General features: G+C 72.5%; 21 protein-coding genes and 2 pseudogenes. 11 read left to right on the top strand and 12 right to left on the bottom strand.

The window, feature by feature from the left end:
* The first annotated feature begins 24 nt into the window (after positions 1–24).
* From DBP14_RS05665 to DBP14_RS05645, 6 genes are all read left to right on the top strand, one after another.
* Positions 25–1,227 carry an ABC transporter ATP-binding protein gene (locus DBP14_RS05665; RefSeq protein ID WP_164992253.1) on the top strand — a complete coding sequence of 401 codons (1,203 nt, stop codon included), beginning with the start codon at positions 25–27 and terminating at the stop codon, positions 1,225–1,227.
* Positions 1,224–1,877: an ABC transporter permease subunit gene (locus tag DBP14_RS05660; protein WP_129305938.1), complete on the top strand. Its 654-nt coding sequence runs from the start codon at positions 1,224–1,226 to the stop codon at positions 1,875–1,877. The genes DBP14_RS05665 and DBP14_RS05660 overlap by 4 nt, the downstream gene beginning before the upstream one ends.
* Positions 1,874–2,542 (top strand): ABC transporter permease, encoded by a 669-nt coding sequence (locus DBP14_RS05655; RefSeq protein WP_129305937.1) that lies wholly within the window; start codon positions 1,874–1,876, stop codon positions 2,540–2,542. The genes DBP14_RS05660 and DBP14_RS05655 overlap by 4 nt, the downstream gene beginning before the upstream one ends.
* Positions 2,543–2,616: 74 nt before the next feature.
* Positions 2,617–3,576, top strand: a complete 960-nt coding sequence (locus DBP14_RS05650) for an ABC transporter substrate-binding protein (RefSeq protein ID WP_129305936.1) — start codon at positions 2,617–2,619, stop codon at positions 3,574–3,576.
* 104 nt (positions 3,577–3,680) lie between these two features.
* The gene (locus DBP14_RS37240) at positions 3,681–4,004 is read left to right on the top strand and encodes an MFS transporter (RefSeq protein WP_277752695.1); all 324 of its coding nucleotides are present in this window, start codon (positions 3,681–3,683) and stop codon (positions 4,002–4,004) included.
* Between the two features lie 35 nt (positions 4,005–4,039).
* Positions 4,040–5,110, top strand: coding sequence for an MFS transporter (locus DBP14_RS05645; RefSeq protein WP_277752694.1), 1,071 nt, complete (start codon positions 4,040–4,042; stop codon positions 5,108–5,110).
* Here DBP14_RS05645 and DBP14_RS05640 read toward each other — a convergent pair.
* From DBP14_RS05640 to DBP14_RS05630, 3 genes are all read right to left on the bottom strand, one after another.
* Positions 5,100–6,161 carry an Lrp/AsnC family transcriptional regulator gene (locus DBP14_RS05640; protein ID WP_129305935.1) on the bottom strand — a complete coding sequence of 354 codons (1,062 nt, stop codon included), beginning with the start codon at positions 6,159–6,161 and terminating at the stop codon, positions 5,100–5,102. The two genes, DBP14_RS05645 and DBP14_RS05640, sit on opposite strands and share 11 nt — an antisense overlap.
* A gap of 9 nt (positions 6,162–6,170) precedes the next feature.
* Positions 6,171–6,626 carry a TerB family tellurite resistance protein gene (locus DBP14_RS05635; protein WP_129305934.1) on the bottom strand — a complete coding sequence of 152 codons (456 nt, stop codon included), beginning with the start codon at positions 6,624–6,626 and terminating at the stop codon, positions 6,171–6,173.
* A gap of 124 nt (positions 6,627–6,750) precedes the next feature.
* Positions 6,751–6,981: a helix-turn-helix transcriptional regulator gene (locus tag DBP14_RS05630; protein ID WP_129305933.1), complete on the bottom strand. Its 231-nt coding sequence runs from the start codon at positions 6,979–6,981 to the stop codon at positions 6,751–6,753.
* Positions 6,982–7,299: 318 nt separating this feature from the next.
* Here DBP14_RS05630 and DBP14_RS05625 point away from each other — a divergent pair, with 318 nt between their 5' ends.
* Positions 7,300–10,095, top strand: a complete 2,796-nt coding sequence (locus DBP14_RS05625; protein WP_129305932.1) for a SpoIIE family protein phosphatase — start codon at positions 7,300–7,302, stop codon at positions 10,093–10,095.
* Here the strand turns inward: DBP14_RS05625 and DBP14_RS05620 are convergent.
* From DBP14_RS05620 to DBP14_RS05605, 4 genes are all read right to left on the bottom strand, one after another.
* On the bottom strand, positions 10,079–11,098 hold the full coding sequence (locus DBP14_RS05620; protein ID WP_129305931.1) for a serine/threonine-protein kinase: 1,020 nt from the start codon (positions 11,096–11,098) through the stop codon (positions 10,079–10,081). The genes DBP14_RS05625 and DBP14_RS05620 overlap by 17 nt on opposite strands.
* Positions 11,099–11,219: 121 nt before the next feature.
* Positions 11,220–12,326, bottom strand: coding sequence for a hypothetical protein (locus DBP14_RS05615; RefSeq protein ID WP_129305930.1), 1,107 nt, complete (start codon positions 12,324–12,326; stop codon positions 11,220–11,222).
* Between the two features lie 177 nt (positions 12,327–12,503).
* Positions 12,504–12,923 (bottom strand): DUF6114 domain-containing protein, encoded by a 420-nt coding sequence (locus tag DBP14_RS05610; RefSeq protein WP_129305929.1) that lies wholly within the window; start codon positions 12,921–12,923, stop codon positions 12,504–12,506.
* Between the two features lie 4 nt (positions 12,924–12,927).
* Positions 12,928–13,626 (bottom strand): DUF6230 family protein, encoded by a 699-nt coding sequence (locus DBP14_RS05605; RefSeq protein WP_129311697.1) that lies wholly within the window; start codon positions 13,624–13,626, stop codon positions 12,928–12,930.
* Between the two features lie 573 nt (positions 13,627–14,199).
* Here DBP14_RS05605 and DBP14_RS05600 point away from each other — a divergent pair.
* Positions 14,200–14,850, top strand: coding sequence for a Tat pathway signal sequence domain protein (locus DBP14_RS05600; protein ID WP_129305928.1), 651 nt, complete (start codon positions 14,200–14,202; stop codon positions 14,848–14,850).
* An 18-nt stretch (positions 14,851–14,868) separates the two neighbouring features.
* Here DBP14_RS05600 and DBP14_RS05595 read toward each other — a convergent pair whose 3' ends face one another.
* Both DBP14_RS05595 and DBP14_RS37235 read right to left on the bottom strand, forming a co-directional pair.
* Complete coding sequence (locus DBP14_RS05595; RefSeq protein ID WP_129305927.1) at positions 14,869–15,795, bottom strand: lytic polysaccharide monooxygenase; 927 nt, start codon at positions 15,793–15,795, stop codon at positions 14,869–14,871.
* 71 nt (positions 15,796–15,866) lie between these two features.
* Complete coding sequence (locus tag DBP14_RS37235; RefSeq protein WP_277752692.1) at positions 15,867–15,995, bottom strand: hypothetical protein; 129 nt, start codon at positions 15,993–15,995, stop codon at positions 15,867–15,869.
* Positions 15,996–16,178: 183 nt separating this feature from the next.
* Between DBP14_RS37235 and DBP14_RS05590 the strand changes: the two genes are divergently transcribed.
* Positions 16,179–16,826, top strand: a complete 648-nt coding sequence (locus DBP14_RS05590; protein WP_129305926.1) for a ScbR family autoregulator-binding transcription factor — start codon at positions 16,179–16,181, stop codon at positions 16,824–16,826.
* 1 nt (position 16,827) lies between these two features.
* Here the strand turns inward: DBP14_RS05590 and DBP14_RS05585 are convergent, their stop codons facing one another.
* Both DBP14_RS05585 and DBP14_RS05580 read right to left on the bottom strand, forming a co-directional pair.
* On the bottom strand, positions 16,828–18,093 hold the full coding sequence (locus tag DBP14_RS05585) for a cytochrome P450 (RefSeq protein WP_129305925.1): 1,266 nt from the start codon (positions 18,091–18,093) through the stop codon (positions 16,828–16,830).
* Positions 18,090–18,956, bottom strand: coding sequence for an alpha/beta hydrolase (locus DBP14_RS05580; protein ID WP_129305924.1), 867 nt, complete (start codon positions 18,954–18,956; stop codon positions 18,090–18,092). The genes DBP14_RS05585 and DBP14_RS05580 overlap by 4 nt, the downstream gene beginning before the upstream one ends.
* A 195-nt stretch (positions 18,957–19,151) precedes the next feature.
* On the opposite strand from DBP14_RS05580, the gene cyc2 reads away from it, so the two are divergent.
* Positions 19,152–21,308, top strand: coding sequence for a germacradienol/geosmin synthase Cyc2 (cyc2, locus tag DBP14_RS05575; RefSeq protein WP_129305923.1), 2,157 nt, complete (start codon positions 19,152–19,154; stop codon positions 21,306–21,308).
* Between the two features lie 59 nt (positions 21,309–21,367).
* Here cyc2 and DBP14_RS36675 read toward each other — a convergent pair.
* Positions 21,368–21,582, bottom strand: a pseudogene (locus DBP14_RS36675) (hypothetical protein); the annotation flags it as partial.
* A 13-nt stretch (positions 21,583–21,595) separates the two neighbouring features.
* Here DBP14_RS36675 and DBP14_RS05570 point away from each other — a divergent pair.
* A pseudogene (locus DBP14_RS05570) lies at positions 21,596–22,273 on the top strand (LysR substrate-binding domain-containing protein); the annotation flags it as partial.
* Positions 22,274–22,342: the final 69 nt, after the last annotated feature.

Genomic DNA, 22,342 nt, shown 5'->3' with positions numbered 1-22,342 from the left:
CCAAACCGAAGGGCATTCGGCGTTTTGATACGGATAGAGTCAGTCACGAAGCGGTACCCGGACGGCACGGTGGCGGTCGACCGGCTCTCGCTGGACATCCCGGACCGCTCGATCACCGTGCTCGTCGGTCCCTCCGGCTGCGGCAAGACGACGACCCTGCGCATGATCAACCGCATGGTCGAGCCGACCGAGGGCAGCATCCTCCTCGACGGCGCCGACATCCGGCAGCAGCCCGTCAACACCCTGCGCCGGTCCATGGGTTACGTCATCCAGAACGCCGGCCTCTTCCAGCACCGCACCATCGTCGACAACATCGCCACCGTGCCCCGCCTGCTCGGCTGGAGCCGGCAGAAGGCGCGGGCGCGGGCCGCCGAACTGATGGAGCGCGTCGGACTCGACACCGCGCTCGCCAAGCGCTACCCCTACCAGCTCTCGGGCGGCCAGCAGCAGCGCGTCGGCGTGGCGCGGGCGCTCGCCGCCGACCCGCCGGTGCTGCTGATGGACGAGCCGTTCTCGGCCGTCGACCCGGTGGTCCGCAAGGGGCTGCAGGACGAACTCCTGCGCCTCCAGGGCGAACTCGGCAAGACCATCGTCTTCGTCACCCACGACATCGACGAGGCCATCAAGCTCGGCACCATGGTCGCCGTGCTGCGCACCGGCGGCCGGCTCGCCCAGTTCGCGCCGCCCGCCGAACTCCTCAGCGCGCCCGCCGATTTCTTCGTCGAGGACTTCCTCGGCGCGGACCGGGGCATCCGGCGGCTGTCGTTCTTCCCGTCCGGCGGGCTGGAACTGCGGACCGAGCCGCTGGCCGGCACCGGAGCGGGCGGTGGCCGGAGCACGGCCGGGGACACCCCCTACCTCCTGGCGACCGACGCCGACGGCCGGCCGCTCGGCTGGGGCACACCGGACGACCTCGCCGCGGACACCCTCGACCCCGGCCGGCTCCTGCCGTACGGCCGCCCCTTCGTGCCCGGCACCGACTCGCTGCGCACCGCGCTCGACGGGGCCGTGCTCTCCCCGACCGGCTGGGCCGTCGCCGTGAACGCCGAGGGACGGGCCCTCGGGGTCGTGTCACAGCAGACGATCGGCGAGGCGATCCGGGCCGCCCACAGCGCCGAGGCGGGGGCCGGGAGGGACGCCGATACGGCCGTGGCGGACGCCGATACGGCCGAAGGGGGTCCGGAGACAGCTGACGGTGACCCGGAGACGGCCGAGGCGGCCCGGTGAACGGCTTCTTCGACATCCCGAGCGACCTTCAGCACAGCTACGCCGGTCTCATCGGCCTGCATCTGCGCGAGGCCCTGCTGCCCGTGCTGGCCGGACTGCTGGTGGCGCTGCCCGTGGGCCAGCTGTGCGTGCGGTTCCGCTGGCTGTACGCGCCCGTGTTCGGCGTGACCACCGTGCTCTACGCCATCCCGTCCCTGGCCTTCTTCGTCGTCCTCATCGACTACACCGGCCTGACCGAGACGACGGTGATGATCCCGTTGGCGGTGTACAGCCTGGTGGTGCTGGTCCCCGCGATCGTGGACGGCGTCCGCTCGGTCCCGCAGGAGACCCTCGCCGCCGCCACCGCCATGGGCCTCGGACCCGTACGCCGCTATCTCCAGGTGCAGTTGCCCATCGCCGTCCCCGCGATCGTCGCGGGCCTCAGGGTGGCGGCCGTCTCCAGCATCTCGCTCGTCAGCGTCGGCATGCTGATCGGCAACCAGGGCGCGCTCGGCAACCTGCTCGACGACGCGCAGAAGTACCACCGGCCCGAACTCGCCGTGAACTCCGTGCTGACCACCGCGGTCCTGGCGATCGCCGTCGACGCCCTGCTCGTGCTGCTGCGGCTGCTGCTGACCCCCTGGATGCCGCGGAAGGGGGCGACCCGGTGAACGTACTCCACTTCGTCCAGGCGTTCTTCAGCGACGGCGCGCACTGGCACGGCGAGGACGGCATCCCCGCCCGCGTCACCGAGCACATCCTGTACTCCCTGGAGGCCCTGGCGGTCGCGGCCGGCATCGGGCTGCCCGTAGGACTCGTCACCGGACACTACGGCCGCGGCGGCAACGCCCTCGCCCTCATCGCCACCGCCGCCCGCGCCCTGCCCACCTTCGGCCTGCTGCTGCTCATGGTCACCTGGTTCGGATTCGGGCTGACGCCGGTGATGGTCCCCCTGGTCGCGCTCGCCGTGCCGCCGATCCTGGTGCCCACCTACGAGGCCGTCCGCTCCGTCGACCCCTCCCCGGTGGACGCCGCCCGCGGCATGGGCATGTCCGAGCCCCGGGTGCTGCTCCAGGTCGAACTGCCGGTCGCGCTGCCCCTGGTGCTGAGCGGCCTGCGCACGGCGGCGATCCAGATCGTCTCCACGGCCACCATCGCCGCGTACGTCAGCTTCGGCGGGCTCGGCCGGTACATCATCGACGGCCTCTACCAGAAGGACTACGAGAAGGTCGTGGGCGGCGCCACCCTGGTCGCCGCACTCGCCCTGGCCACGCTCGCGGTGTTCTGGGCGGCGGCCCGCGCCGCGGTCTCGCCCGGCGTACGGCGCGGCAGTTGACCGTCGTATCAAGAATCCATTGCGAAGAGGACGCTCACTTGACTGGCGGAGAACCAGCTGGATTGGATCAACAGGTGACTTCAAACAAGCGCACCAGCAGGACCATCCGGAGGAACCGAGGCGCGGCGGTGGTCGCCCTCGCGGCGGCCACGGCCCTGCTGGCGGGCTGCGGTTCCTCCGACGACACGGCAGACAACCCCCTGACGGTCGGCAAGGCGAGCGGCGGCGGCGTCGTCGTCGGTTCCAACAACTTCGCCGAGAGCATCCTGCTCGCCGACATCTACGGCGAGGCCCTGAAGGCCAAGGGCATCAAGGTCACGTACAAGCCGAACATCGGCAGCCGCGAGACCACCTACGGCCTGCTCCAGAACGGCGCGGTCTCCGTCCTCCCCGAGTACAACGGCGCCCTGCTGGCCTACCTCGACCCCAAGGCGGCCCCGAAGACGGTCGAGGCGACCACGACGGCCATCGAGGCCAAACTGGACGCCAAGCTGGGCCTGCTGAAGCCCTCCTCCGCCGAGAACAAGGACTCGGTCACGGTCAACGCGGCCACCGCGAAGAAGTACCACCTCACCGCGAAGTCCTCCATCGCGGACCTGAAGGGCGTCGCGGGGGACCTGGTGCTCGGCGGCTCTCCCGAGTTCCAGACCCGGCACCAGGGCCTCGTCGGCCTGAAGTCCGTGTACGGCTTGGACTTCAAGTCCTTCAAGGCGCTGGACGCGGGCGGCAAGCTCACCCAGGAGGCGCTGAAGCAGAACGCGGTCCAGGTGGCGGACCTCTTCACCACGGACCCCACCATCGCCAAGGAGAACTTCGTCGTCCTGCGGGACCCGAAGAACCTCTTCGGCTTCGAGAACGTCCAGCCCCTCGTCAACAAGAAGGCGCTGCCCCAGAAGGGTGCCGCCGCCCTCGACGCGGTCTCGGCCAAGCTCGACACCGCCACCCTGCTCGACCTCGACACCCAGGTCCAGACCCAGAAGAAGGACCCCCTGGACGTCGCCAAGGCATGGCTGAAGTCCGCGGGCCTGGACTGACCCCGGTGTGATTTTCCCGCACGGACGCCGGCTGCGACGGAACAATCCCGCAGCCGGCCCCGCGCGGCTGGAGCCGCTGGCACCCCCCGCCGACGCTGGCTCCCATGACCATCACACACCCGCGCACCCGCACCCCGTACCCCTGGCGATGGCCCGCCCTGACGGCGCTGCTGCTGGGCGAGGCGATGAACCTGCTCGACGCGACCCTCGTCCAGGTGGCCGCGCCCACCGTCCATGCCGACCTGGGCGGACCGGTGTCCGACGTCCAGTGGTTCGGCGCCGCGTACACCCTGCCGTTCGCCGTGCTGCTCATCACCGGAGGGCGGCTCGGTGACATTGCCGGACGGCGCCGCATGTTCGTGCTCGGCGTCGCGGTGTTCACGGCGGCCTCCGTGGCCTGCGCGCCGCACCCGGCGCCCTCCTGCTGATCGCCTTCCGCGCCGTACAGGGAGCCGCGGCCGCCGTGATCGTTCCGCAGACCATCGGGCTGATCAAGGCGATGTTCTCCGGGGCGGAGACGGCGAAGGCACTGGGCAGCATCGGCCCGGTGATGGGCCTCGCCGCCGTCTGCGGACCCGTCCTCGGCGGCGTGCTGACCCACGCCGACCTGTTCGGCTCGTCCTGGCGGGCGGCGTTCCTGGTGAACGTCCCCGTCGCCGCCGTGGTCCTGGTCCTCTCCCGGAAACTGCCGGAGAACCGCGCCCCCGCCCGGCCCGCCCTCGACTGGCCCGGCACGGCACTGGTGGCGACCGGGACCGGACTCGTCGTGTATCCGCTGATCGGCACCGGGCTCGCGGAACTCCGCTCCGGCAGCGGCCTGTTGCTCGCGGCCGGGCTGCTCGTCCTGGTCGTCTTCGTCCGGCAGCAGCGCCGCTCGGCGTGCCCGCTGCTGGAGCCCGGCCTCTTCACCCACCGGGGCTTCACGGCGGCTCTCGCCGCCTCGACCGCCTTCTTCGCGCTGACCAACGGACTGCTGACGGTGGTCGTCCTGCAGCTCCAACTCGGCGCCCACCGCGGTGTGCTGGAGTCCGGGCTGAGCCTGTCGCCCTGGTCGGCGGGTCTCGCGGCGGCGTCCTGGCTGGCGGGCGCCCGGCTGGTACGCCGGTACGGGCGCCGGATGATGCCGTACGGGCTCGGAGTGCTGCTGGCCGGGCTGCCGGCCGCCGTCGCCGCCTACCGCGGCACCGCGCCAGGCGCCTACCCGGTCGCACTGCTGCCCGCGCTGGCGCTCATCGGCGTCGGGGCCGGTTTGTTCACGCCCGCGTTCTTCACGCTGGCCCTCGCACCCCTGCGCCCTCAGGAGGTCGGTTCGGCGGCAGGGCTGCTCAACGCGGTCCAGCAACTGGGAGCCACGGTGGGGGTGGCCGTCCTCGGCAGCGTGTATCTGTCCGGTGCGGACACCGGGGACGCGGCGGCGTCCTTGAGGGCGGCGCAGACCGTGTGCTGGGTGGCGGTCGGCCTGGTGGGCGTGACCCTGGCCGCGAGCGGCCGGATGGGAACCGACACCCCCGCGGAGACGGAGGTCAGCGACTGACGCCGGACGCCGTCGGTCGTCGTGGCCGCGCCAGGTCCGTGACTGCCGGGCTCGCCGCCTTCAGGGTGCTCAGGACCGGGCTCGTCTCCAGGGCGTCGATCGCCCGGAGCGAGCCGAGCCGACGGGTCAGATAGCGGTGCAGGTCGGCCGGGTCGCGGCACAGTGCCTGGGCGACCAGGTTCGTGCGGCCGGTGGTGGCCGCGACGAAGGCCAGTTCGTCATGGCCGGCCAGCGCCGAGCCGACCTCTTCGAGATCCGCCGGGCGCACCGAGAGCCACAGCAGGGCGCGGGTGCGGACACCGAAGAGGCCGGCGTCGACCTCCACGTCGAAGAACAGGGTGCCTGCCGCCCGGAGTTCGGCCAGCCGCCGGGCCACCGTGCTGGGCGACCAGCCGGTGGCCCGCGCCAGTTCGGTCTGCCCGGCCCGTCCGTCCCGCTCCAGCGCGGCCAGCAGCGCGCCGTCGTCCGGCCCGAGCGGCCGTAGCCTCTCGCCGCCGTCCGGCGCGAGCGGCCGTAGCCCCTCGCTCTGCGCGGTCTCGCCGTGGGCCAGCGCCGCCCGCTGCTCCTCGTCCAGGGCCTCGGCGCTGCGCCGCCAGTTCGCCGGGCCGCCGAGATAGGTGTGCAGCAGGCAGTGCGCGGACACCGCTGTGATGCCGGTGGTGCGCGGGATGTCCCGTAGGAGCAGGGCCGGGGCCGAGGAGTCCTCGGCCGGGGCGTGGATCACCGCGGTGATCTCCGTCCCCCCGGAGGTGAGTTTCACCCAGGAGGTGTCGGGACGCCGGACCAGTGCGGCGGCGATGTCCTGGGCGGAGCGGGCCGCCGCGGTCAGCCGGACCAGCCACTGGGTGCCGCCGGTCCGCTGCGGATCGGCCAGGCCCACCACGCGCAGTCCCGCCTCGGTACGGAGCCGCCGGTAGCGGCGGGCGACCGTCTGCGCCGAGACCCCGAGCACGGAGGCGATGGTGCTGAACGGCGCCCGGCCGTCCAGGTGGAGGGCGTGGACGAGGGCCCGGTCGAGCGGGTCGAGCGAGCCCCCGTCACGGCGGGTCAGGACGTCACCTCAGAGGTCGAACTCGTGGGGTGGGAGGTCGAGGGTGTAGCAGGCCTCGCGGACTACGGCCTGTTCGGTCTTGTCGAAGTCGCCGTCCGCGCCGCCGATGACGATGCCGATCTGGACGACGGCCCGTGCCTCGGCGGGCTTCTTCTTCGCCTTGGCGACCTCCTGGAGGACGCTGACCTTGCCGAAGGCGAAGTCGGTGGTCAGCTTGTTCAGGTTCTCCTCGAAGCGGCGCCTGAGGTCGTCCGCGGGGAAGTTCTGCAGCACCTCGTTCGTGGCGATGAGCTGAGCCACCCGCTGGCGCTCCGCCGGGTCGATCGTGCCGTCGGCGGCGGCCACCAGGGCGCACATCGCCATGCTGGCGTCGCGGAAGGCACCGCTCTTCAGGTCGTTCTTCTTCGCGACCAACTGGGTCTGCATCTGCGATGCCGACTCCTTGACGCGGTCCCACAGGGCCATGCGAACTCCTCGTCTCCACAAACGACTGCTGACGGCATCAGGGGAACTACCGGGCCCGCGTACAAGTTCCCTGGACGCGGAGCCCGTTGTCCGGCCCGTACGGCTGTGCCGGCCGGGCGGGGCGTCACAGGCCCAGGGAGATCGCCAGCCGGGTCAGCTCGGCCGTGGTGTTGATGTCGAGCTTGGCGCGGATGCGGCGCAGGTAGGCGTCGACCGTGTGCCGGGACAGTCCCATGTTCCGGGCCGCCTGGAGGTAGGTGCAGCCGGCCGCGATGTGCTTCAGGGTCTCGCGCTCACGCGGGGCCAGCGCGGGGGCGGCGGCTTCGCTGTGCGGCGTGGTGACGGTGAGGCTCATGGGGGTTCCTCTGGCAGATCGGCTGGGTCGGCTTCGTCGGCTTCGGTGGTTCGACGACGGGGTCGGCTCGGTCGGCTTCGCTCGGGTCGCCAGGGGAGGCGTGTCCGAAAGCTGAAGTTTGTCCGCTTTCAATACCGTGACCGGCCGACGTCATCGCCACGTCCGCCGAACGTCACAGGCGCGTCACAGGCCCTCCACCTGGTAGCCCGGGGCGACCGCTTGGCGGATTGGTGCTCCGTGGGCCCCAGGATCATGCTGGGGGGAGGACCGGCCCGTGCAGGTTCGTCGGAGGGCGGGTTCGTCGGAGGTTGAGCGGCGATGGAGCGACTCCCCACCCCTCCCAGCGGTCGGGCGCAGACCCACGCCGTGCCCCCGGGCGCCTTCACCGCCACGGCCACCGTCGACGAACGGGGCGTCGTCACGGGCTGGAGCGACGGGGCCCGGCTGCTGCTGGGCTACCCGCCGGCGGAGATCATCGGCCGGCCGGCCGCCCAGCTCCTCGCCGACCCCGGCACCCCCTCGCGGGCATGGCCGGAGGCCGCCGCGCGGGAGCGCTGGGGAGGCAGCCTGGCGCTCCGCCACCGGGACGGTCACCGGCTCGTCGATCGCCACGTCCTGGCCCACCGCCGCCCCGCCCATGACGGCACCGGCGGCGATTGGCTGATCGTGTCCGCCGTGACGGGCCCGCGCCGCGTCGACGGCGGCCGGGAGCTGGGGGAGCGGGCCTTCGACCGCTCCCCGTGCGCGCTGGCCGTCTTCGACCGGGACCTGCGGCTGGTGCGGGCCAGCGCCGGCCTGGAGCGGGCCCTCTCCGTCCCCCGCGAGGCGATGTACGGCCTGCGCCTGCCGGACCTCGCGCCCCACCCGGCCAGCGACGACGCGGAGACACGGATGCGCCGGGTGCTCCAGGACGGCGAGCGCGCGGACGTACCCCTGTGTCTGGACACCGACGACGCACGGCGCCTGCCGGCCGAACTGATCCCCCTGGAGGACACCGACGGCCGCGTCCACGCGGTATGCCTGATCGCCCACCCGACGGCCCCCGAGAGTCAGGAGCCCGCGAGCCCCGGCGCCACGGCCACGGGGTTCCAGGCCGCCGAGTCCCCGCACAGCGACACGTCGGCTCCGGGGTCCTCAGTTCCCGCTGACATGGTCACCGATTCCCTGTCCACCGACGTCCCGGCGCCCGCTGCGCAGGTCGGCGGGCCGTCCCAGGCCGGCGGGGCCTCGGCTCCGGACTTCCCAGCTGCCGCTTCCACGGGCCCTGGCTCCCCGCCCACCGGGACCCCAGCGGCCGCCCCGCAGACCGGCGGGCCATCGCCGGTCGCTGGGCTCTCGGCCGACGTCCCCACCGCCACCGCGTTCCCGGCTCCCGGCGCCCCTGCCCCCGGCGCCGCGCCCCGCGATGTCCTCCTCCCCGCCTCCTTGGTGCGGCGGCGGATGCGGTTGTTGAGTCGGGCGGGGACCGGGGTCGGGACGACCTCTGACGTTCGGCGGACTGCGCAGGAGCTGGTCGACGTTGCCGTGCCCGAGTTCGCGGACACGTGTGTGGTGGATCTGCTGGACACTCCCCGGCACGGCGAGGCCCCGGGCGCCTGGTCGACCGCCGGTGTCACGCTCAGGCGGGCCGCCGCGGGGACGGGGCACGACGCCTCCCACCCGCCGCGTCCGGCCGGCGAGACCCTGCACTGTGCCGCCTGGTCACCGCCCGCCCGGTGTCTGGCGATGGGAGAGGGCGCGCTGTACGAAGGCGGCGAGGAGGCCCTCGTCCGGTGGGCCCGGGAGGACCCGCAGGCCACCTGGATCCGGGACGGCGGCACCCACTCCCTGCTGGTCGTGCCGGTCCGGGCGGCCGGCACCACGCTGGGAACGGCCGTGTTCGCCCGGCACGAACGCCCGGAACCCTTCGACGCGGACGACCTGTGGCTGGCCGGCGAACTCGCGGCCAAGGCGGCGACGAGCGTCCGCGAGACCGACCGCGCCCCGCGCTCGCACACCACCACGATGACCCTCCAGCGCAGCCTGCTGCCGCAGACGCTGCCCGAACAGGGGGCGGTGGACCTCGCCACCCGCTATCTGCCCGCCGTCGGCCAGGCCGGCGTCGGCGGGGACTGGTTCGACGTCATCCCGCTGTCCGGCACCCGCGTCGCACTCGTCGTCGGCGACGTCGTCGGCCACGGCATCCGCGCCTCCGCCACCATGGGCCGGGTACGCACGGCGGTCCGCACCCTCGCCGACGTCGACCTGCCGCCCGACGAACTCCTCAGCCACCTCGACGACCTCGTCATCCACCTGTCCGCCGTGGAGGCCGACGCCGACGCCGAGGCCGCCGGCGGGGTCGGCACGACCTGCCTGTACGCCGTCTACGACCCCGTCTCCCGCCAGTGCGCCCTCGCCCGGGCCGGCCACCCCCCGCCCGCCGTCGTCACCCCCGACGGCGACGTCCGCCTCCTCGACGTCCCGGCCGGGCCCCCGCTGGGCCTGGGCGGACTGCCCTTCGAGGCCTTCGAGACGGAACTGCCCGAGGGCAGCCTCCTCGCCCTCTACACGGACGGCCTGCTCGAAGGCCGCGACCACGACATCGACGAGGCCCTGGACCGGATGTTCGCCGCGCTGGGCCGCCCCGCCCAGAGCCTGGACACCGTCTGCGACCGCGTCCTGACCTCCATGCTCAGCCGGCGTCCCGAGGACGACATCGCCCTCCTCGTCGCCCGCACCCACGCCCTGCACGCCGACCGCGTCGCCAGCTGGGACCTGCCCTTCGACACGGCGGTCGTCTCCGAGGCCCGGCAGCGGGCCACCGACCAGCTCGCCGCGTGGCAGCTGGACGAGGCGGCCTTCGTCACGGAACTCGTCGTCAGCGAACTCGTCACCAACGCCATCCGCTACGGCCGCCCGCCAGCCCGGCTCCGCCTCATCCACGACGACCGCACCCTGACCTGCGAGGTCTTCGACTCCAGCAACACCGCGCCGCACATGCGCCGCGCGCGGACGTTCGACGAGGGCGGCCGCGGACTCCTCCTGGTCGGCCAGCTCTCCCAGCGCTGGGGGACCCGGCACACCACCACGGGCAAGACCGTCTGGGCGGAACAGTTCCTCACCGCGACCGGCTAGCCGGCCCGCCGACGACCGGCCCGAAGACCGGCTGGGCCCAGGCGGGCGGCCCCGGCGCCGGCTCGGACGGCGGGTCCGGGGCCGCTGGAGATACGGCCATCCCCGCGCCGCCCGCCCGGCCGTCCACGCCGCCGCCCGCCGCACCGCCCGCCAGGGCGGACCGCAGCGCCCCCACGAACTCCAGACACGAGTCGAACCGGTCCTCGGGCACCTTGGCCAGCGCCCTCGCGAGGACGTCGTCCAGCGCCGGCGGCAGCCCCGGCCGTACCTCGCTGACCGCGGGCGGACTGTCGTACTGGTGCGCCCACAGCAGCGCGATGTCCTCGTCGCGGACGAACGGCGGCCCGCCGGTGAGGACCTCGAAGACCACACAGGCCAGGCTGTACAGATCGCATCGGCCGTCGACGGGGCGGCCGGAGATCTGCTCCGGAGCCACGTAGTCCAGCGTGCCGACGAACTCGCCGACCGTCGTGAACCCCGTCAGCGACAGGGACTTCTTCGTCAGCCCGAAATCCGTCAGGTAGATGTGCTCGGGATGGGCGCTGTCGGTGCCCTCCGCGACCAGGATGTTGCCCGGCTTGACGTCCCGGTGCACCAGATCGTGCTGGTGCGCCGCGTCGAGCGCCGAGGCGACCTGGCCTGCGATCCTGAGCGCGGTGTCCACCGGCAGCGCGCCTTCCCGGTCGAGCAGGGCGCGCAGGTCGAGGCCCGACACATAACGCATCGCGATGTACAGCACACCGTCCGTCTCCCCGGCCTCGAAGATCGGCACGATGTGCGGGTGGTCGATCGCGGCGGCGACCCGGGACTCGTGGGTGAAGCGCCGGCGGAACGTGTCGTTGCGGGCCATCTCCGGGGCCAGCAGCTTCAGCGCCACGGTCCGCTCCAGTCGCAGGTCACGGGCGCGGTAGACGACCGCCATGCCGCCCCGGCCCAGCTCGCGCTGCACCTCGTAGCCGGCGATCCGCGTTCCGACCAGATCGAACGACCCGCTCTCCCGCATGGGGAGAGTCTATCCAGCGGTGGAGGAGATGTCCCGGTCTGCGGGGATGTGGGGGCGCGCGTGAAGAGGCGGGGTGAAGGCCCTTGAGCCTTCACCCCGCCTCGCGGCGTGTGTGGTGGTGTTACAGGTCACCGCCGTCCGTGGTGGTGGTGTCCGGGTTGGTGTTGGTGGCCGTGTCCGGGTTCGTGTTGGTGTCCGGGTTGGGGTTCGGGTTCGGGTTCGGGTTCGGGTTCGGCTTGGTGTCCGGGTTCGTGTCCTGGCCCGTGCCCTGGTCGGTCTTCGGGGCGTCCTGGGTGGTGCCCGTGTCGGTCCCCTTGTCCTGGGTCCCGGTGTCCGAGCCGGTGTCGGTGCCCTTGTCCTCGGAGTTGCCCTTGTCCGTGCCCTTGTCCTGGGTGCCGGTGTCGGAGCCCTTGTCCTCGGTGCCCTTGTCCTTGGACCCGCTGTCGTCCTTGCCCTTGTCCTTGGACCCGCTGTCGTCGGTGCCCTTGTCCTTCGAGTCGCTGTCCTTGGAGTCCGAGGAGTCCTTGGAGTCCTTCGAGCCCTTGTCCTTGGACGTGCTGTCGTCGGAACCCTTGTCCTGGGAGCCCTTGTCCTTGGAGCCGTCGTCGCCGGGACCCTTGTTCTCGGCGCCCTGGTCGTCGGAGCCCTTCTTGTCGGACTTGTCGGAGTCCGAGTGGTCGGAGTCCTTCTTGGCCTGGTCCTCGTCCTTCCAGTGGTCCTTGTCCTTGGGGTTCCAGTGGTGGTCGTTCTTGTGGTGCTCCCAGTAGTGGTAGTGGTCCTTGCTGTCCCAGTAGTAGTACTTGTCGTGCTTGACGATCACGTAGTAGCAGTCGTAGTGGTCGTCCCAGTAGTACTTGTGGTGGTTCGTGACCACGAAGTAGCAGTCGCGGTAGTTGTCCCAGTAGTACTTGTGGTGGTCTACGACGTAGTAGTAGCAGTCGTAGTGCTCGTCCCAGTAGTACTTGTGGCCGTTGGACCAGCAGACGTACTTGTGGCCCTTCTTGCCCTTGCCGGGCTTCTTCTCGCAGTGCTTCTTGTGGTGGTCGTCCTTGTGGTGGTGGCCCTGGGCCAGGCTGGGCGGCGGAGCCTGGGGCATCGGGGCGGCGGTGGCCGAGACGGCCGGCAGGATGACGCCTCCGGCGACGGCGAAGGCCCCTGCCACGGCCGCTCCGATGCCCAGCCGGCGCTTGGAAACGGTGCCCTCGGTGTTACGGGTCTGCTTGATCATGATGTGCTCCTCCTGAAGTGTGCGGCACTGTGCCGTGCCGTCCGGGCTTCGTTCGTTCCGGTGTCTCCGGTGAAGCCCGCACTTCAAGTAGGCCCGCGGCCCGCGACAGGGTCACGTTCCGACAGCTCGGGACTTGACGCGCCCGACGGGGTGGGTTACAAGCCCCGGCGGCGTGGGTCAGACGCCCGCCGCCCGTGCCTCCTTACGGCGTTTGCGGCGGCTCACCCGGGGTTCCTGGTCCGGGAGCCAGCCGAAGGCGAGGCAGCTGCCGATGACGCCGAGGAGCAGGCCGACGAGGAAGCCGCCCAGGTTGGAGGTGAGCCAGGTGCCCAGGGAGAGCAGGACGCCGGTGATGGAGTAGAAGAGCCGCTGGGCCGGGTTGAACAGGATCAGCAGCCCCAGCAGCATCATCAGCCCCGGCAGCAGATAGCCGGCCAGGCCCTGCATGCCGATGTGCAGGACGACCTTCAGTGACGCCTTCTCGGTCAGCAGGATCTCGCCCCCGCCCAGGGCGAGCAGCAGCCCGCCCCAGAACGGCCGGCGGGCCCGCCATCCGCGGAAGGCGGGCCTTGGTCCCTGTCGTGGACGGTCCGGCATCGGATCAGCAGCCCGAACCGCTGAACCGGAGCTTGAGCCCGGGCAGCTTGAACACACCGGCGGTCGTCGCGTAGTTGGTCTGCCGCAGGTGGGCGATGTGCACGGTGTCGGCCTGCTGGCTGAAGACGCCGATCGGGCCCTTGGCGTTCGCCTTGTCGAGCGTGCTGGCGTCGTTGCCGATCTCGATGTTGTCGAAGGACGCGTCGCCCGACAGCACGGTGGAGTCGGTGGTGAGGTCGCTCGCCGTCACCTTGTCCGCGCCGCTGCCCGCCGTGATCAGCAGGTTGGTGCCGCCGAGGTCGACGCTCTGGCACAGCTTGGTGAGGGTGGCGTTCCTGATGGCGGAGGTGACGATCAGCACCTGCCCGCCGGTGTCACCGGCGTTCGGGCTGCCGTCCGCCATGTTGTCGAGGCCGCCGAACTGCTCGAAACCGGTGCCGTCGAGCTGGGTCGCGGTGACCGTGAACGGCATGCCGGAGATCGCGAACTGCACGCCCAGCGCGCCCTGCGCGGTGAGGACCGCGAGGCCCGCGGCGATCACGGTGGCGGGGACCGCCATCACCGCCGCCCGGCGCAGCCGGACCCGGCCGCGTCTCACGCCACCGGTCGCGGACCCGGACGCGGCCGAGGTGTCGGACGGTGAACCGCTTCCCGGGTTCTCGGGGTTGGTGCCGGCGGACGAGACGTCCGGGGACGAGGCCATGTCTGCTCCCATGGGCATAGGTCAATGCGGGTTGGGCTCCAGTGGCGCGTTGTCCTGGCGCGGACAGCGGCTGCCGCGCACGACTCCTCACAACTCCCGGCGGGTGCAAGGGCTTTCTCGTTACGCGGCAGTAGCCTCCGAGGAAGTTACCGCCGGTTACATTCGAGGGTCAAGGGAGATGTGAAAAATCCGTGTCGACGCTGCGCGGACGGCCTGACAAGGACCACGCGTGGTCATCAAGTACCTTGCGCCGTATTGACGTTGATGGTTCATCAGGTCTACAACTCTCCCCAGTTTCCCCATGGATCCGTGGCGCCGGATCCGCCGCCGCGGCATCGGCCGCCTCCCGGCCCTCTCGGCAACCGCTTCGCACCGTTCGGCCCCGGCGCGGCCGCATCCCTCCCGGTCCGTGTCCCGCCGGCCGCTGCCCAGCACGCCCGGCCGGAGCCCTTTCCCCCGGGGACTCCGGCCGGGACCGGTCGGCCGCCTCGCCGGCGGCGGCCCCATGAGCCCACCCCCCACACCCCACACCCCCACATCACCTCACCCCCACCGGAAGAGAGGCACACCCCCATGCGCAAGCGCACCCTCCTGGCCCTCGCGGGCACCGTCGCCGCGCTCGGCCTCACGGCGGCCGGCCCCGCCTCCGCGGCCGGCGCCGTCCTCACCACCGGCGGCACCGGCGGTACGGCCGTCGCCGTCGGCGACACCCTCACCGCGCCGCTGGCCAGTGGCACCTCCGCCACGCTCTACTCCAGCGCGACCGGCACCAGCGGCGTGACCTGCACGTCGTCCCAGTTCACCGCCACCGTCACCGGCAACCCGGACGCGCCGGGCACGGCCACCGAATCGGTTACCGGGCACACCTTCGACAGCAGCAGCTGCACCAGCAACGTCATGGGTGTGCTCGGCGTCAGCGGCATCACGGTCGACCACCTGCCGTACACGGCGACGGTCGGCTCCGACGGCACCCTCACCGTCCTGCCCGCGGCCGGCTCGACCATCCAGACCACGGTCAAGCTGCGCACCCTGCTCGGCAGCATCACCTGCGTCTACCAGGCGCCCAGCCTGACCGGGAAGGCCGACAACGCCGACAACAGCATCACCTTCACCAACCAGCAGTTCAGCAAGGTCTCCGGTTCGGGGCTGTGCTTCGCCAGCGGCTACTTCACCGCCAAGTACGCCCCGGTGACGGACGGGGGCGCCGCGGTCTCCGTCAACTGACGTACAGGGCAACAGCGTTCAGCGTCGACGCAGGCGCAGAGCGAGGGCGGCGCCCCCGGCGAGCACCAGCACCGCGGCGGCGCCGCCCGCGATCGCCGGCGCCGCCGGCCCCGATCCGGAGCGGGTGGCCCCGGCGACCGGCGTGCTGCCGGCGGGGGAATGCGCGGCCCCCTTCGCGGAAGGCGGGGCCGCGGCGCCCGACACGGGCTTCCCGGCCGCCGCCGTAGCACGCCCGGCCGACGGGGCCGCCGGGGTCGTGGACCGGGCCGCCGGGGTGCCCGCCGCCGTCGCCCCCTCGCCCGCCTTGGGGAACACCACGTCGCAACACGAGTAGTAGGTGTCCGGTGTACTACTGTTCTGCCATACCGTATACAGCATCTGACGCCCCGTCCGGTCCTTCGGCAGGGTGGCCGTGATGTGGTACGCCCCGTTCGTCAGCGGCGGGTCCGTGACCGTCGCGAGCGGCCGCGCGGGCAGGTCGGACCACCTCAGCGGCTTCGCCGGGTCGTAGCCGGGCCGGGTGAGGTAGAGGCGGAACGTACCGGAGTGGGCGATCGTCGAGGCGTACGTCATCGTCAGCCGGGCGCCCGGGGTCAGCCGGGTCGCCGGCCAGTCCGTACGGGCCAGATCGAGCCCCCGGTAGGCCGGCAGGTTCCCGCTGCACAGCCTGCCGTCCGGGATCACCTGCCGGTCGCGGCCGTTCACGCCCGCCACGCGCAGGTTGTCCCAGGCGGTGAACGGAGCCCCGTTCGCCGCGACCGCCGCGCGGCAGGCCGCCGAACGGCGGGCGGCGGCGTCGCCCTCGGGGGAGCAGGCGTACACCCGGCTCACCGGGTCCGTGGGGGCGCCGTGGGCCTGGGCGGACCCCGCCGCCCACGGCAGGAGCAGGAGCGGAGCCGCGGCTGCGGCCACCGTGACGCTCAGGCGGGCGGTCGTCCGAGTCATCCGGGACATCTCCTCGGCGGGCACGGGAACGGGGTCTGCCGCTTCCAGTACGGCGCCCACGCCGCCCGTGTTCACCAGGAGCGGGCTCCGGCCGGACCGGGCGCGGTTCCGGCCCGGTTGGCCGAGGTGGCACCCTCCCCCGCGGGGTCGGCGGAGGCGCCGTTGAGGACGGTCCACGAGGCTCGTAGGGTGGTGATCACCGGCGCGGCGGCACTCCGTGCCCCGTGCGGCCGGTGGCCGCCGCGGGCCGGACCGGCCGACGTGGTCCGAGCGGTGGGTCGTACCCCCGACTTTCGTGATCCACACGTGAGTTATCGTTGTGCGGGGCGAGTGAAACGCACCTGATGTCCCGTATGTTCATGTCGCGAGAAGGGGTCTTTTCGATGGCGAGGCAGTTACGTGCCGAGCAGACCCGCGCAACGATCATCAGGGCCGCCGCCGACCTGTTCGACCGGCGCGGCTACGAGTCCACCAGTCTGAGCGACATCGTCGAACACGCGAAGGTCACCAAGGGCGCGCTGTACTTCCACTTCGCCGCCAAGGAGGACCTGGCCCACGCCATCCTGGAACTCCAGGCCGAGGCCGCCCGCAAGATGGTCACCGACGTCGAGAGCCGCGGCTGCTCCGCCCTGGAGGCGCTGATCCGGACCACGTTCGGGATCGTCCGGCTGGCCGTCGCGGACCCCGTCCCGCGCGCCGGACTCCGGCTCGCCACCGCGGACATCGCGATGCGGCCCCCGCTGCGCCACCCCTTCACCGAGTGGCTGGAGTTCGCCACCCGCAAGTTCACCGCCGCCGTCCGCGAGTCCGACGTGCACAGCGACCTCGACGTCGGCGTCGTCGCCCACTCCCTGGTCTGCTTCTTCATCGGCACCCGGGTCGCCGGCCGCTCCCTCGAACCCGTCGGGCGGCTGCCGCGCAGGGTGGCCGAGATGTGGCACCTGATGATCCGCGGCCTGGTCCCGGTGCACCGCCGCCCCCGCTATCTCACCCTCGCCTCGCAGCTGGAACGGGAGATCAGAACCGTCTGACTCAGAGGACCCGCATCGGCAGCGACTTGATGCCGTTGATGAAGTTCGACACCAGCCGCCCGGGAGGTCTGGCCGGCCGCAGCTCCGGCAGCGCGGTGAGTGTCTCCTCGTACAGCAGGCGCAGTTGGAGCCGGGCGAAGTGCGCGCCCAGGCACACGTGCGGGCCGTCACCGAAGGACACGTGTGGATTGGGGGAGCGGTCCAGGCCGAGCCGGCCGGGCTCGGCGAAGGCGCGTTCGTCCCGGTTGGCGGAGGCGTGGAAGACGACGACCTTGTCCCCGGCCCGGATCCGCCGTCCCGCCAGCTCGGTGTCCCGCGCGGCGGTCCGGCGGAACGTCAGCACGGGCGGGTGCCAGCGCAGCAGTTCGTCGACCGCCGACGGCAGGCCCGCCTTCCCCGCGCGGAGCGACGCGTAGGCCTCCGGATGCTCGGCGAGGGCCAGCAGTCCGCCGGGGGCGGCGCTGCGCACGGTGTCGTTGCCCGCGACGGTGAGCAGGAAGAAGAACATCTCCAGCTCGGCCTCGGCGAGTTCCGGGTCGTGGGCGAGTGTCGTCAGGATGTCGTCGGCGGGATTCTGTCGTTTGTATACGGCCAGCTGCCGGACGTAGTCGAACATGTCCCGCAGCATCGCGGGCGAGCGCGGGTTGACCGGCTTGCCCGTGCCGTCCAGCACCGGCGTGTCGGCCTCGTCCGGGTCCTGGTAGCCGATGACCCGCTGCGTCCAGTGCAGCAGCAGCCGCCGGTCGCTCGCCGGAACGCCCAGCAGATCGGCCAGGTTGAGCAGTGCGTACTCGTCGGTGACGGCCGCCACCAGGTCGACCGTGCCGTCCGCCGCGCCCGCGCGGGCGACCGCGTCCGCGAGCAGCGAGCGGGCCCGCTCCCGGGCGACGGACGCGAACCGGTCGACCCGGGCCGGGGTGAACGCGCGGCTCACCAGCCGCCGCAGCCTGCCGTGCCGTGGCGGGTCCTGGTTGAGCATCATGCGGCGGATGAACGGCAGGTCCTCCGGGTCCGGGTCGCGGATCTGGGTCGCGCCGAGGCACGAGGAGTACGTCGCCGCGTCCTTGAGCACCCGCACCACGTCCGCGTGCCGGGTCACGGCCCAGAAGCCGGGCCCGGCCGGCCAGCCCAGCACCTCCCGCTCGTCCTGCCAGGCCACGGGATGGTGGTCGCGCAGCACCCGGTAGTCGGCGTAGGGCACCCCGGCCGCGTACCGGCGCGGATCGAACACGTCGGGCACGGGCGGGGCGGCCTCGCGCACGCTCACGCCGGCTCGCCCACGCCGCCGCCGACGACCCGTACGGCGCCCGCTTCGGTGTCGCGGTCACCCGTGTTGCCCTCATCGGTGTCGCCGTCGCCGGTGCCGTCCGCCCGCAGGAAGTCCTCCACCACCCGGATCAGCTCCAGCGGCGTCTCGTCCATCGCGTAGTGCCCGGCGGACGGCAGCGCGGTGAGGCCGGCCCGCGGATACCAGGCCAGCCACGTCTGCCGCAGCACCGCCGGGGACAGGGCGGGATCGAGTTCGCCGGCCACGGCCAGCGCGGGCACCTCGCAGCCCTCCACGTCGGCACGGAAGTCCTCGCCCGCCCACGAGTCGAGCCAGGTCCGGAACGCCTTCGCGTCGCTGCGTGCCAGCGAGCGGGCGACCATCCGGTCCAGCCAGGCGGCGGGACGGCGGCCCCCGGTGGTGAAGTCGATGATCGCGCGCCGGTTCTCCGCCTTGTGCGCCGCGTCCGTGAACAGCGCGCCCTGCTCACCGGAGAGCGGCAGGCCCGATGCGGGCACGGGGGACACGCCGACGATACGGCGCAGCCGGTGCGGGGCGACGGACAGCAGCCGTTGCGCCACGGAGCCGCCCATGGAGTGCCCGAGCACCGAGAACCGCTCCCAGCCCAGCCGGTCGGCGAGTTCCACCAGGTCCCGCGCGGCCTCGGTCGTCGTGAACGAACCCGCGGCGTCGCGGGCCTCGCCGTAGCCGCGCAGATCGACCAGGGCGTAGGTGAAGGCGGCGCGGTCCAGGTCGGGCAGGACGGCCGCGTACGCGGAGCGGTCGGCGAACCAGCCGTGCACGGCGAACACCTTGTGGGCGCCGTCGCCGTGCACCTCGTTGGGCAGTACGAAGGAGGTCATGCGCCTACCGTGGCCCGCGCGCGGGGGCTCGGCAAGGGGGCGGAGTGTGTGCGGGGGCGCGGGCGTAGGCGACCCCTGGGGGCGCCAAGTCCGTGTTTGCTGCCCGGAGTTCCCGTTTCGGCGACGGTTCACGCGATGGTGTGATCATGTCCGGCGGTCCGGATGGCGCCGGAGAGCCGCGGGTAGTCCCCGGCCATGACGCAGCCGTTCGTACTCCCGCACTTCTACATGCCGTATCCCGCGCGGCTCAATCCGCACGTCGACCAGGCGCGTGCCCACTCGACCGCGTGGGCGCGCGAGATGGGCATGCTGGAGGGCTCCGGGATCTGGGAGCAGACGGACCTGGAGGCGCACGACTACGGACTCCTGTGCGCCTACACGCACCCCGACTGCGACGGGCCCGCGCTCTCGCTCATCACCGACTGGTACGTGTGGGTGTTCTTCTTCGACGACCACTTCCTGGACATGTTCAAGCGCACCCAGGACCGCGCCGCCGGGAAGGCGCACCTCGACCGGCTGCCGCTGTTCATGCCGCTCGACCTCGCCACGCCCGTGCCGGAACCCGAGAACCCCGTGGAGGCCGGCCTCGCCGACCTGTGGGCGCGCACGGTGCCCGCCATGTCCGTCGACTGGCGCCGCCGGTTCTCCGTCGCCACCGAGCACCTGCTCAACGAGTCCCTGTGGGAACTGGCCAACATCAACGAGGGACGCATCGCCAACCCCGTCGAGTACATCGAGATGCGCCGCAAGGTGGGCGGCGCCCCCTGGTCGGCGGGTCTCGTCGAGTACGCGACGGCCGAGGTGCCCGCCTCCGTCGCCTCCACCCGGCCCCTGAGGGTCCTCATGGAGTCCTTCTCCGACGCCGTCCACCTGCGCAACGACCTCTTCTCCTACCAGCGGGAGGTCGAGGACGAGGGCGAGAACAGTAACGGCGTGCTCGTCCTGGAGACCTTCTTCGGCTGCACCACCCAGGAGGCCGCCGACACCGTCAACGACGTCCTCACCTCCCGGCTGCACCAGTTCGAGCACACCGCGCTCACCGAAGTACCCGGCGTCGCCCTGGAACAGGGCCTCGCGCCGCACGAGGTGGCCGCCGTCGCCGCCTACACCAAGGGCCTCCAGGACTGGCAGTCCGGCGGCCACGAATGGCACCTGCGCTCCAGCCGCTACATGAACGAGGGCGCCGTCTCCGGCTCCCCCTGGCAGCCGCCGAACGGCGCCGGAACCGCCGCCGACGTCGCCGCGCTGCTCGCGTCGGCCGCCCAGGAACGCCTGCGCGCCCACTCCCACGTGCCGTACCAGAAGGTGGGCCCCTCCCTGCTCCCCGAGTTCCACATGCCCTACGAACTCCGGCTGAGCCCGCACCTGGACGCCGCCCGCCGCAACCTCCTCGCCTGGACCCACCGCACGGGCATCCTCCACGAGGGCGTCTGGGACGAGGACAAACTCGCCGCGTACGACCTCGCCCTCTGCTCCGCCGGCCTGGACCCGGACGCCACCCCCGAGGCCCTCGACCTCAGCGCCAAGTGGCTCGCCTGGGGCACCTACGGCGACGACTACTACCCCCTGGTCTACGGCCACCGCCGCGACCTGGCCGCCGCCCGCCTGACCACGGCCCGGCTGTCGCGGTGCATGCCGGTCGACGGCGAACCCGCCCTCGTCCCCCGCGACGCCATGGAACGCGGACTGCTCGAACTCTGGGCCGAGACGACGGCGGAGATGACCCCCGGCCAGCGGCGCACCCTCAAGGCGTCCGTGGACAGCATGACCGAGAGCTGGGTGTGGGAACTGTCCAACCAGCTCTACAACCGCGTCCCCGACCCGGTCGACTACCTGGAGATGCGCCGCTCGACCTTCGGCTCCGACCTCACCCTCAGCCTGTGCCGCATGGGCCACGGACCCGCGATCCCACCGGAGGTGTACCGCAGCGGGCCAGTCCGCTCCCTGGAGAACGCGGCCATCGACTACGCCTGCCTCCTCAACGACGTGTTCTCGTACCAGAAGGAGATCGAGTACGAGGGGGAGATCCACAACGCGATCCTCGTCGTGCAGAACTTCTTCGGCGTGGACTACCCCCGGGCGCTCAAGGTGGTGGCCGACCTCCTGAACCAGCGCATGCAGCAGTTCGAGCACGTCCTCGCCAACGAACTGCCGGTCCTCTACGACGACTTCGAGCTGACCGAAGAGGCCCGCGCGGCGATGGACGCCTATGTCCTCGACCTGCAGAACTGGATGGCCGGCATCCTGAACTGGCATCGCGAGGTCGACCGCTACAAGGCCGCGTGGCTGGGCCGCCGGGCCCACACCTTCGTGCCGGACCGGCCCCCCGTCCCGGTCCGGCTCGCCGGCTGAGGCGCGCCGCCGGGCCCGACGTCAGGACGGCTGCCGCACCCGCGCCGCCGGGCCCCGTCTCAGGACGGCTGCCCCACCCACGCCGCGTGGTCGGTGGCCGCTCCGGCCAGCGCGCGCACCACCGGGTGCGGCCGCGTGCCGTCGCCGTACAGCTCCGGCTGGAAGAGGGTGGCCAGGAAGAAGGGGTGCCCGGGAGTTCGGCGACGCGGGGCCCGCCGTCCTCGTCGAACCCCGAGAAGCGCAGGCCGTGAGCGCGGAGCGTATCGAGGTGGCGGAGGGGCCGTAGGCGCCTGGACGCGGCCCGCGCCGACGTGCTCCGCATGGCCGCCGCACCTGCCCACGGACTCACCCTCGCCACCACACCGACCGCCCTCGGTCCCGGCCCCCTCGACGCGCTCCCCGCCGCCGGGCTGACCCTGCGGATCCTCGCCCGCGCGGACATCCCGGCCGCCGTCGCCACCGGCACCGCCGGCCTCGGACTCCTCGACGGACTGGCCGCCCCCAGCGACCCCCTCCGGCTGCCGGACGTGGCACCGCTGACCACGCGCGGTGTCGCCGAGGAAGCCGTGGCCGTCCTGCTGCCCGCCACCCACCCGCTGGCCCGCCGCACCGGCCTGCGCCTCGCCGACCTCGCCGACGCCCGGTGGATCGACGCGCCCGACACCGCCCTCCCGCTCGCCCAGCTGCGTACCGCCAACGGCGGCGGCGCCTTCCGCCCCGCCCTGCGCTACGAGGGCACCGACCTGCGCACCCTCACCGCGCTCACCGCCGCCGGCCACGGCCTCGCCCTGCTGCCCCGCCGTGCCTGCGAGGGCGTACCCGGCACGGCCGCGATCCCGCTGACGCACCCGCGCGTCGTCCACCGCACCGAACTGGTGCACGCCGGGACACCGGCGGGAGCGGCGGGAGCGGCGGCGGAACTGATCCGGACACTGACCGGAGGGGCCGCAGCCGGTCGGCCATGACTACCCTCCGCCACCCTTCGGCCAGTCTCACTCGTTCGTGGCTCGTCGGTGCCGGGCGCCCCGGGTAGA

It is taken from the genome of Streptomyces sp. L2 (assembly GCF_004124325.1).
Lineage (GTDB): Bacteria > Actinomycetota > Actinomycetes > Streptomycetales > Streptomycetaceae > Streptomyces.
The sequence above is the reverse complement of the archived record's forward strand: the minus strand, read 5'-3'. Positions and strand labels throughout refer to the sequence as shown.